The organism is Corallococcus sp. AB032C, assembly GCF_003668935.1.
GTDB lineage: Bacteria > Myxococcota > Myxococcia > Myxococcales > Myxococcaceae > Corallococcus > Corallococcus exiguus.
This window is the reverse complement of record NZ_RAWP01000179.1, coordinates 1-10,686: the sequence shown is the minus strand read 5'-3', so window position 1 is coordinate 10,686 and position 10,686 is coordinate 1. Positions and strand designations below refer to the sequence as shown.

10 protein-coding genes are annotated in these 10,686 nt (G+C 69.6%); 5 read left to right on the top strand and 5 right to left on the bottom strand.

Features of this window, described 5'->3' with window-relative positions:
- The first annotated feature begins 85 nt into the window (after positions 1–85).
- From D7X99_RS40035 to D7X99_RS40025, 3 genes are read left to right on the top strand one after another with little or no spacing between them, the layout of a single operon-like run.
- Positions 86–1,087: a biotin--[acetyl-CoA-carboxylase] ligase gene (locus tag D7X99_RS40035; RefSeq protein ID WP_121782338.1), complete on the top strand. Its 1,002-nt coding sequence runs from the start codon at positions 86–88 to the stop codon at positions 1,085–1,087.
- 12 nt (positions 1,088–1,099) lie between these two features.
- Entirely contained in the window at positions 1,100–1,870 is a 771-nt protein-coding gene (locus tag D7X99_RS40030; RefSeq protein WP_121782337.1) for a type III pantothenate kinase, read from the top strand.
- Entirely contained in the window at positions 1,867–3,003 is a 1,137-nt protein-coding gene (locus D7X99_RS40025) for a hypothetical protein (protein ID WP_121782336.1), read from the top strand. The genes D7X99_RS40030 and D7X99_RS40025 overlap by 4 nt, the downstream gene beginning before the upstream one ends.
- Positions 3,004–3,077: 74 nt before the next feature.
- On the opposite strand, the gene D7X99_RS40020 is transcribed toward D7X99_RS40025, so the two are convergent.
- The 4 genes from D7X99_RS40020 to ald form a co-directional block, all read right to left on the bottom strand.
- Entirely contained in the window at positions 3,078–4,868 is a 1,791-nt protein-coding gene (locus tag D7X99_RS40020) for a response regulator (RefSeq protein WP_121782335.1), read from the bottom strand.
- A 187-nt stretch (positions 4,869–5,055) separates the two neighbouring features.
- Positions 5,056–5,907, bottom strand: a complete 852-nt coding sequence (locus D7X99_RS40015) for an anti-sigma factor (RefSeq protein WP_121782334.1) — start codon at positions 5,905–5,907, stop codon at positions 5,056–5,058.
- A 50-nt stretch (positions 5,908–5,957) separates the two neighbouring features.
- A complete protein-coding gene (locus tag D7X99_RS40010; RefSeq protein WP_120563274.1) occupies positions 5,958–6,602 on the bottom strand; it encodes a sigma-70 family RNA polymerase sigma factor in 645 nt (214 codons plus the stop codon).
- Between the two features lie 259 nt (positions 6,603–6,861).
- Positions 6,862–7,989, bottom strand: coding sequence for an alanine dehydrogenase (gene ald, locus D7X99_RS40005; protein WP_120599621.1), 1,128 nt, complete (start codon positions 7,987–7,989; stop codon positions 6,862–6,864).
- 181 nt (positions 7,990–8,170) lie between these two features.
- Here ald and D7X99_RS40000 point away from each other — a divergent pair, with 181 nt between their 5' ends.
- Both D7X99_RS40000 and D7X99_RS39995 read left to right on the top strand, forming a co-directional pair.
- Positions 8,171–9,481 (top strand): radical SAM protein, encoded by a 1,311-nt coding sequence (locus D7X99_RS40000; protein ID WP_121782333.1) that lies wholly within the window; start codon positions 8,171–8,173, stop codon positions 9,479–9,481.
- A 32-nt stretch (positions 9,482–9,513) separates the two neighbouring features.
- A complete protein-coding gene (locus D7X99_RS39995; protein WP_121782332.1) occupies positions 9,514–10,215 on the top strand; it encodes a hypothetical protein in 702 nt (233 codons plus the stop codon).
- Positions 10,216–10,227: 12 nt separating this feature from the next.
- Here the strand turns inward: D7X99_RS39995 and D7X99_RS39990 are convergent.
- Positions 10,228–10,686, bottom strand: a 459-nt coding sequence (locus D7X99_RS39990) for a PleD family two-component system response regulator (RefSeq protein ID WP_147476399.1), incomplete at its 5' end; no start/stop codon positions are given.

The window sequence follows — 10,686 nt, the reverse complement described above, 5'->3', positions numbered from 1 at the left end:
CACAGGGCTCTTCGTCGGCAGCGTCAGAGGTGTATAAGAGACAGCCCCCGCCGCGCCCGCCCCGAACTGAAGCGGCCCGCCTCCCGTGGAGACGACGAACGAGCTCACGCAGGACGCGCGCATCCTCAACTTCCTCGCGGAAGGCGGGGAGGGCTTCATCTCCGGTGAGGCGCTGTCCAACCGGCTGGGCCTGTCGCGCACGGCCGTGTGGAAGCACGTGGAGGCCCTGCGGCTGAAGGGCTACCGCATCGAAGCGGTGCCCGCGAAGGGCTACCGGCTGGTGGGCCGGCCGGACCGGCTCTCCGCGCTGGAGCTCCACCCGCTGCTCGCCACGCGCGCGGTGGGCCGCGTGCTGCACCACCACGACACCATCGGCTCCACCAACGCGGCGGCCTTCCGGCTGGCCCAGGACGGCGCGGCCCACGGCACGGTGGTGGTGGCCGAGCAGCAGACGGCGGGGAAGGGGCGCCGGGGACGCGCCTGGGTGTCGCCGCCAAACCTGAACCTGTACTTCTCCGCCATCCTGCGCCCGGAGCTGCCCCCGCAGCGCGCGCCGGAGCTCACGCTGGTGGCCGCCGTGGCCCTGGCGGAGACGCTGCGCGACGCGGGCGCGGACGCCGCGATCAAGTGGCCCAACGACGTCCAGATTGCCGGCCGGAAGGTGGCCGGCATCCTCACGGAGCTGTCCGCCGAACCCGAGCGCGTGCACTTCGTCATCGTGGGCGTGGGGGTGAACCTCAACTCCGGTGAGGAGCACTTCCCCGACGAGCTGCGCGCCACGGCCACGTCAGTCGCCCTGGCGCAGGGGCGGCCCGTGGCCCGCGCGCCCTTCACCGCGGCCCTGTGGAACCGGCTGGAGTCCTGGCTGGACACGTACCTGGCCACCGGCTTCGACGCGGTGCGCACCCGCTGGAAGGCGCTCTCCAGCACCCTGGGTGTCCCGGTCCGGGTGCGGACGGACCGGGGGGACTGGGAGGGGTTCGCGGAGGACATCGACCCCACGGGCGCCCTGATGGTGCGCATGGCGGACGGCCGTGTGGAGCGCGTGCTGGCGGGGGACGTGGAGCAGCTGCGTCCCCAGCGCTAGAGTGCGCCCCTGATGCTCCTGGCCATCGACGTCGGCAACACCAACACCGTCCTGGGCGTGTACGAGGGCCGGCGGCTCCTGGACCACTGGCGCCTGGAGACGAGCGCGCGCAGGAGCGCGGACGAATACGGCATCCAGGTGCGCCAGCTCTTCGCGTGGAGCGGCGTCGACGCGACCCAGGTGAAGGCCGTGGCGGTGTCCAGCGTGGTGCCGCCGCTCCAGTTCATCCTGGAGAAGATGAGCGAGCGCTACTTCAAGACGCGCCCCATGTTCGTGGGCCCGGGCGTGAAGACGGGCATGCCCATCCTCTACGACAACCCGCGCGAGGTGGGCGCGGACCGCATCGTCAACGCGGTGGCCGCCTACGAGAAGCACCACCGCGGTCTCATCGTGGTGGACTTCGGCACCGCGACGACGCTGGACGCGGTGACGCCCAAGGGCGAGTACCTGGGCGGCGCCATCTGCCCCGGCATCAACATCTCCATGGAGGCCCTGTTCCAGAACGCCTCCAAGCTCCCCCGCGTCGAGTTCGCCCGGCCGCCCCACGTGGTGGGCCGCAACACCGTGCACTCCATGCAGTCCGGCCTGGTCCACGGCTACGTGAGCATGGTGGACGGCATGTGCGCGCGCATGGAGGCGGAGATGGGCTTCTCCGCGAAAGTGGTGGCCACCGGGGGCCTGGCCCCGCTGGTGGCCAGTGAATCGAAGGCCATCCAGGAGGTGGATGAGTTCCTCACCCTGGAGGGGCTGCGCATCATCTACGGAAGGAATCACGCGACATGAGCACCGCCGACCCCAGCGTTCCGGCCCCGCCCCCGGGCTGCCCCTTCAACGCGGAGTTCCTGCCGCCCAACCTGCGCAAGCACGTGGATCCCAACGCCCCCGTGCCCCTGCGGATGATGGCGGCCAAGTCCCTGGTGCCGCTCAATCCGGCGGACATGCTGGGCGCCCTCTACATGCTCACGTTCGACCCGGACGCGGGCGTGCGCGAGACGGCCGCCAAGACGTCCTCCGGCCTGCCGGACCGCATCCTCGGATCCGCGCTGCGCGACGAGGGCGTGCAGCCGCCCGTGCTGGGCTACTTCCTGGGCCTGCTCAAGGACAAGGAAGCCTACGCGGAGATGCTCGTCCTCAACTCGGAGACGCCGGACGACGCCGTGGCCAGCGTGGCCGGCTCGTGCAGCCCGAAGGTGGCGGAGATCATCTCCCAGAACCAGCTGCGCCTGCTGCGCAACGAAGACATCATCCGCAACCTGTGCGCCAACCCCGGCGTCCCGGTGTCGCAGGTGGACAGCGTCTGCGACTTCGCGGTCCGCAGCGGCCTGGTGCTGGCGGACGTGCCCGCGATGCAGGCCGCGCGCGTGCGCATCTACGGCCCGCAGGCCGCCGCCGCGCCGCCCGATCCGGGCCCCACCGCGGCGGAGGTGCTCCAGGAGCTGGGCACGGAGGCGCAGGCCGAGGACGCCGCTCCCATGGAGGAGGGCAAGCGCATGACGCTCGCGCAGCGCATCATGAAGATGTCCATCGCGGAGAAGATCAAGCTGGGCACGCTGGGCAACAAGGAGGCCCGCTCCGCGCTCATCCGCGACACCAACAAGCTCGTCTGCGTGGCCGTCATCCGCAGCCCCCGCATCACCGACGGCGAGGTGCTCGCGTGCGCCGCGAACCGCGCCGTCAACGACGACGTGCTGCGCGTCATCTACAACAACCGCGAGTGGACGAAGATGCAGAAGGTGAAGCTGGCGCTGGTGAAGAACCCCAAGGTGCCGCTCACCGTCACCATGAAGTTCCTCAACACGCTGCGCGACGCGGAGCTGAAGGACCTGGCCCGCGACAAGAACGTGCCCGCCGCCGTGCAGTCCTTCGCCAAGAAGCTGCACGAGAAGAAGACGGCCCCGAAGCAACCCGGCAAGTAACCGGGGCGTGGAGCGGGGGAGGGCGGCACTCAGCCCGCGCCTTCCCCGGCTTCGTCAGGCGGTACCGCGGTGCTTCAGGCCGCGGCTTCCTCGTCGGCGTCGTCGCCCACGGCGGTGCCCGGCTCGTCCAGCAGCTGCTGCGCGATGGCCAGCGCCTTCTTCGTCTTCTCGCGCAGCTTCTCGTCGCCCTTGATGCGCGCGTAGAGCTTCGTCACGCGCTCCTCGTTGCGCACCGCCGCCTGCTCCAGTTCGGTGATGCGCGCGCGCAGGCCATCCGCCTCCGCGGCCGCCTGGGCGCCCTGGTTGGAGAGGTCCGCCTGGGACTGCTCCAACTGGCCGCGCAGGCCCTCCAGCTCGCCGCGCAGGCCTTCCAGCTCGCCCTGTGACGCCTCCACCTGCGAGCGCAGCCCTTCGGCCTCCTCGCGCGCCGCTTGGAGGTCCGCGTCCTGCTGGGCCATCTGGGCGCGCAGGCTGTCCGCCTCGGCCGCCATCTCCTGGGCCTGGACCTGGTGCTGATCCAGCTCCGTCTGGAGCGCGCCCAGCTTCGCGGTGGCGCCGCGCGCCTCCTCCTTCGCGGTGGCCAGCTGCTGATCCACGCGCTTGCGCTCCGTGGTGAGCTGCTCGGTGCGCGTGGTGAGCGTCTTGATCTGCGCGTCGCGGCGGTTCAGCTCCTCGTCGGAGGTGGAGGCCTTCTGCTCCAGCTCCAGGTGCTGATCCTTCAGCTCGATGATCTCCTGGTCCTTCTGGTTCAGCTCCGACTTGAGCCGCAGGATCTCCTTGTCGCGCTTGTTGACGGTGTCACGCAGCGCGAAGGTGTCCTTGTCGCTCTTGCCGGAGGTGGAGCGGGACGCCTCCAGCTCCGTGGCCTTCGCCTGGAGCTCGGACTCCAGCGACTGCACGCGGTCCTCGACCTGCGTCGTCTCCGCGCGCGAGTCCTCCAGCGCGCTCTGCAGCTCCGCCACCTTCGCGCGCAGGTTGCGCAGCTCCGCCAGATCCGCGGCGGACGGGCCCGGGGCAGCGGCCGGCGTCACCGGAGCGGCGACGGCGGCGGGGCGGGCAGCGGCGGGCGGCGGCACCGCGCGCAGCGGCGTGGGAGCGGCGCGCGCGGGCGGCGGGGTGGGGGCGGCGATGGGCTCCGGATCCACCGGCGGCATGAAGCCGACGACGGTCTTCTCCTCCGGCTCGTCCAGGCTGCCCAGCATGTCCAGCGAGTCGTCGTTGTCCGGGCCCAGCGAGTCGAGCGCGGAGATCTCCTCCAGGCCGGACGGGGACTCCATCTCCTCCGGCGGCGCGACGACGGGCTCCTCTTCCGTGCCCGTCACGGGCTCGGACATGTCGCTGAAGGCGTCGTCGAGCATGTCCAGGTCTTCCCCGGCCACCGCGGGCTCTTCGCCCGTGTCGACGGCGATCTCCTCGCCGAAGTCCGTCGCGGGCTCCTCGCCCAGCGAGTCCAGCGTGAGGCTCTCGTCCACCACCTCGTCGCTCGCGGGCGGCTCCGGGAAGCCGATGACGCCGCCCACGCGGTCGATGAGGACGTCCGTGTCCACCGGCTTCGCCACGTACTCGTCCGCGCGCGCCTTCAGCTTGCTGTGCGCCGCGAAGCCGTCCGGGCTGCCGATGATGACGATGGGCACCGTCTTCAGCTCGTCGTCCTTCTTCAGCTTGCCGCAGATGAGGTAGCCGTTCTGTCCCGCGGACAGGTCCACCGCCAGCACCACGAGGTCCGGACGCTCACGGCGGATCAGCTCCACGCTGCCCTTGCCGTCGCCCGTCGTCTGCGCGGAGAAGCCTCGCGACTCCATGGCCTGCTGCAGGGTGGTGGCGAGGGTGGCGTCGCTTTCGACGATCAGGATTCGCTTGGACATGAAGGGACGGCCATCCTGGGGGTGCGGCGCGCGGTGTGTCACCGCGAAGACAGCAGCGGCGGCGCGCGAGAGTAAAGACGCCGTCGAGGCTATCGGCCATGCATGGGACCGTCAATCTTCACACCGGGCGCAACGCCCGGTATTCAGTTGAGCAGCCGACCACCCGAGCCCCCGGTTCCCGAGGGCTTCAGGGCTGTAGCGAGACGGGCTGCACGCTCACCGCGGGCTTCACCTGCGCGGGGCGCACGAGCCCGTTCGAGCGGTGCTCCTGATCCCGCAGCATCTGCAGGATGGCGGCGTCATCCAGATCCGTCACCAGCTCGTAGGTGACGTCCTGATCACGCCACGTCACCACGTTGTACGCCTGGCTCGAGTTCACGGCGACGTTCTCCACCGTGGGGCCCTCGTCCTTGATCACCCGCTGACCCGTGGCCGGATACACGAACACGCCGATGTTGCGCTTGGGCTCGTTGGTGAGGCGGGGCTGCGTCTCGTAGCTGACGTAGACGACTTCCTGGCCGTTGAGCGTGGAGAAGCGCGCGCCCACGGGCCGCGCCTGTTGCAGGCGCGGCAGGGTGATGCGGTGCTCCACCTTGTCGTTGAACCACGCTTCGATCTGCTCCGGCGTGCCCGCGACGAACTCCAGGGGCCGCGGGCGCGTGTGGCGCTGCACGGCCTCCAGGATGGTGGCCTTCTGCGCCTTGCCGGACTGGTACATCATCCAGCCGCCGCTCACCGTCACCACCACCAGGGCCATGGCCCCGGCGCGCAGCCACTGGCCCACCTGCGCGCGGCGGTGCTCGCGGTGCAGGCCGGACTGGATGCCCGCGCGCAGTGAGGCCGGCGCGCGCCTGCCCTGCGAGGAGATGGAGTGCTTCGCCGCGCGGCGAAGCGTCTGACGAAGCTGCATCTCCTCGTCCACCCGCGCGACACACGCGGAGCAGCCTTCGAGATGCGACTCCACGTCGTGGCGTTCCTCGGGCTGGAATTCGCCGTCGAGGTACGGATACAGCAACCGCTCGAGTTCCTGGCAGGTCATGGGCGCTCGATGAGGTGGGCGGAGGGAAGCAACGCCCCTCCAACCTCTTTCTAGCCTGCCTTCTTCCGGCGCCTGAACTCTTCCAGATCCGCCGGAGCAGCCTGCACCGGCTCCCCGTCGTGCCGGAATACGCCCTGGCCTTCCGCGTACTCGCGCAGCGTCTTCTGCAGCAGCTTGCGGCCGCGGAAGAGGCGGCTCATCACGGTGCCCACGGGGCACTCCAGGATCTCCGCGATCTCCTTGTAGGAGAACTCCTGGAGGTCCGCGAGGATGACCACCAGCCGGAAGTCGATGGGCAGCGAGTCGATGGCGCGCAGCACGTCGTCCGACAAGAGCCGGTCGAAGAAGTACTGCTCCGGGTTGGCCGCGAAGTCCGTCGCGTCCCGGCTCACGAAGCGCTCATGCACCGCCTCGCGCTCCACGCCCTCCACCACCGTGCGCTCCTTCACCTTGCGGCGGTAGCGGTTGATGAAGGTGTTCGTGAGGATCTTGAAGAGCCAGGCCTTGATGTTGGTCCCGCGCTCGAACTTGTCGAAGAAGCGGTAGGCCCGCATGCAGGTGTCCTGCACCAGGTCCTCGGCGTCACGCTCGTTCTTGGTCAACCGGAGCGCCGCTGAATACAGCGGGTCCAGGTGTGCCAGCGCCAGCTCTTCGAATTCCTGCTTCGTCCGGTTGGGTTGCCTGAAGTCCAGCATCATGCTCCCGCCTTCCAGGGGCCCGAAATGATTGGGGAATGCGTCGCCTGCCTAACGGTCAATCTATGCACCGGAACAGACGGGTCAACAACGCTTTCCCCTGCCGCGCCGCCCGCATGCCCGCTTCTGGAGTGCGGAGACGCCCGGCGGGATCATTTATTCCACAGGGTGGGAACTGAACGGGACACCCGTCCAACCGTCCCGCCCAGACAACCGGCCAGCACAGGGCTGGCCGGCTGTGGAGCAGGCGACCGCTACGTCACTTCTTGCCGCCGAGTGCGTCCATCAGGGGCACGTAGTCGTACCCCATGTCCTTGGCGACGGCCTCGTAGGTGATGTGGCCGTTGTAGGTGTTGATGGCGCGCTGGAGGGCGCGGTCGGACTTGATGGCCTCCACCAGGCCCAGGTCCGCGATCTTCCGCGAGTAGGGGCGGGTGGTGTTGGTGAGCGCGAAGGTGGACGTCTGGGGCACCGCGCCGGGCATGTTCGCCACGCAGTAGTGGACGACGTCGCTCACGGTGAAGGTGGGGTTGTCGTGCGTGGTGGGCTTGCAGGTCTCGATGCAGCCGCCCTGGTCCACCGCGACGTCGACGACGACGGAGCCGGGCTCCATCTCGCCGATGAGCTCACGCGACACCAGCTTCGGGGCCTTGCCGCCGGGGATGAGCACGCCGCCGATGACGAGGTCCGACTCGCGCACGGTGCGCGCGATGGACTCCGTGTCCGACGCCAGCGTCTGCGCGCGGCCGAGGAACACGTCGTCCAGGTAGGTGAGGCGCTCCAGGTTCACGTCCAGGATGGTCACTTCCGCGCCCATGCCGACGGCGACCTTGGCGGCGCACAGGCCCACCACGCCACCGCCGATGACGGCCACGCGGCCGCGACGCACGCCGGGCACGCCGCCCAGCAGGATGCCCTTGCCACCGTGGGCCTTCTCCAAGCACGCGGCGCCCACCTGGATGGCCATCTTGCCGGCCACCTCGGACATGGGCTTGAGCAGCGGGAGGCTGCCGTCGTCCAGCTGGAGCGTCTCGTAGGCGACCGCCGTGACCTTCTTCTTGATGAGGGTCTTGGTGAGCTCCGGATCCACGCCGGCCAGGTGGAAGTACGTGTAGACGATCTGCCCGGGCTGCATGCGCTCGTACTCCGGCGCGATGGGCTCCTTCACCTTCACGATCATCTCCGCGCGCTTCCACACCTCATCCGCGGTGGTGATGATCTGCGCGCCGACGCGCTGGTACTCCGAATCCGGGATGCCGGAGCCGACGCCAGCGTTCGTCTCGACCAGCACCGTGTGCCCCGCGATGGTGAGCGCGCGCACGCCCGCAGGCACCATGCCAACACGGTACTCGCGGGTTTTGATCTCCTTGGGGACTCCGACGATCACGACTGCCTCCGACGAATGGGGGACTGCCTGGAAAACGTGGCGGACCCATAGACCAGGGCATGAGCGCTTTCAAGGCGCGCACGGGCGAGGCAAGCGGCCACGCGTGATGGGCCTCATTCATCCATCCACATGACGCGAGGCGTTGGACGCAGGGCGGCCCACCCGTGTTAGTTAACAGCGCATGACGCACGCGCCGAAACTGCTCTTCGCGGACCCCAAGGGCCGGGTCATGGAGCATCCCTACCTCATCGCCACCCTGCGCAGCGGCGAGGAGCTGGTGCCCCCGCAGGACAAGCCCATCGCCCTGCCAGCGACCGGGCGCCTGGTGCACCTGCCTGGCCGCCTGCCCGTGGGGCTCAACCCGGACTCCGGTGAGCTGGAGCTGGTGCGCGAGATGAAGATGGGCGGAAAGACCTTCGTGCCCAACGCCGTGGGCGCGCTGCTGCCGCCGGGCTACACGCGCACGTTCCTGCCCGGGGAGGTGAAGGGCAGCGGACCCATCCTGCCGCAGTGGGCATACACGGCGGCGGCGTGGGGCAAGGACGGGCCGCTCGCGTGGGCCATCCACACGGACCGGCGTTCGCACTGGGAGCCGGAGGCGTACTCCACGCCGGAGCTGAAGGGCCTGGTGACGGCGCACATGGGGCGCTTCCCGGACAGCCGCGTGCTCAAGCAGCTGAAGACGTGCGCGCTGCTGTACCGGTGCTTCACGTCGCAGAACATCTTCTACGCGCGCGACGAGGGCGCCATCCCCGCGTCGGTGATGTGCAACGCGCGCTGCGTGGGCTGCATCTCGGATCAGCCCGCGGACGGCCCGCCGGCCTCGCACGAGCGCATGGATGACGGCCCCTCCGCGGAGGAGATGGCGGCCATCGGCCTGTACCACCTGGAGCACGCGCCGGGCCGCACCATGGTGAGCTTCGGCCAGGGCTGCGAGGGCGAGCCGCTCACGCGCTGGAAGTTCATCGCGGAGTCCATCCGCCTGATGCGCGCGAAGACGGACAGGGGCTCCATCAACATCAACACCAACGCCAGCCTCACGCACGGACTCGAGGCACTGCTGGACGCGGGCCTGGACGCCGTGCGCGTGTCGCTCAACTCCGCGTCCAAGGGGCTCTACGAGGCCTACTACAAGCCGGTGAAGTACGGCTGGGAGGACGTGGAGGCATCTATCGCGCTGGCGCGCGAGCGGGGCGCGTACCTGGCGCTCAACCTGCTTCTGTTCCCCGGCGTCACCGACCGCGAGGGCGAAGTGCAGGCGCTGGAGAACCTGGTGCGCAAGTACCGCGTGGATCAGGTCCAGACGCGCTCGCTGTGCATTGATCCGCTCCAGTACCTGGAGGTCGCGCGCGGCGTGGGCGCGGGCGGCGAGGCGGTGGGCATCCGCACGCTCCTGCAGCGGCTGAAGGCGGCGCGGCCGGGGCTCGTCATCGGAAACTTCGCGCGCGGCCTGGACGAGCGGGAGAACGCCGCGGGCGCACCGGAGGTTTGACCGTCCGGGAGGGAAGGGCTACGCAGGGCGGCATGTCCGCTTCCTCCTTCCGTTCCGCGTTCCGCCTCGCCGTCTTCTGTCTCTCCTCCGGCGCCGTCCTCGGTGCGTGCAGCAAGGCGCCCGAGGAGCCGGAGTTCGACCACGGCCTGAAGAAGCCGCTCGTGCGCAAGCTGCGCGAGGAGCTGGTGGAGACGCCGTGCGACAAGGCGAAGGCGCAGCAGCTGGCGCAGCTGCTGCTGGACACCGGCGACATGAAGGGCCTCATCCGCGTGACGGACACGTTCGGTGAGAAGTGCGGCCCCAACATCGTCCTGCTCCAGCTGGCGTACACGGCCAACGCGCGCGCCGGGGAGAAGGAGCTGGCGCTGAAGGCCGCCACTTCGCTCGTGACGGCGCAGCCGGACAACGCGAGCTATCACGTGTGGCGCGGCCTCTCGTTGGAGGCGCTGGGGCGTACCGAGGAGACCGCGGCGGAGCTGCAGAAGGCCTTTGACCTTCAGCCCGGCCAGCGCCCCATCCTCAACGCGCTGGTGAAATCCTACGACGCGCTGGGCAAGTCCTGCGAGGCGCTGGCCGCCTACCAGCGCTTCGTGGAGAACGCGAAGCCCTCCGAGGCGAAGTCCGCGGAAGTGCAGGAGCAGTTGCAGGAGCGGGCCGCCAAGACGAGCTGCCCGGCCCAGGAGACCGCGACGCCCGACGCGTCCGTGGCGCCCGAGGCGGCGACGAAGCCCTGAAGCGCGCGGCGACTACTCGGCGCCAGGGGGCATCAGCTCCTTGGCGACGAGGTTGCCCATCACGGCGTCCTTGGGGATGTAGCCGTCGGCGCCGGCCTCGCGGCAGATGCGCTGGAGCTCCTCGACGTTTTCGCCGGAGCACAGCAGCACCTTGATGCCCTTGAAGAGGCTGTTGCTCTTGATGAAACGGCAGAACTGTTCGCCGTTCACGTTGGGCATGCGCACGTCCAGCAGCACCAGGTCCGGGCGCGTCTGCTTCTTCAGGATGATCTTCGTGGCCTTGTCCGCGGTGTCCGCGACGTGGACCTCGAAGCCCTTGGACACCAGGTCCGCTTCGATGATCCGCGCGGTCATCTCACTGTCGTCCACGATGAGGATGCGCGGCTTGCGTCCCCCGGCGGCCATCGGGGCCTTGGGGAGTCCGCCGGAACCCGTGGCGGGTGCGGCCGGAGCCACCGCGGGGGCAGGGGC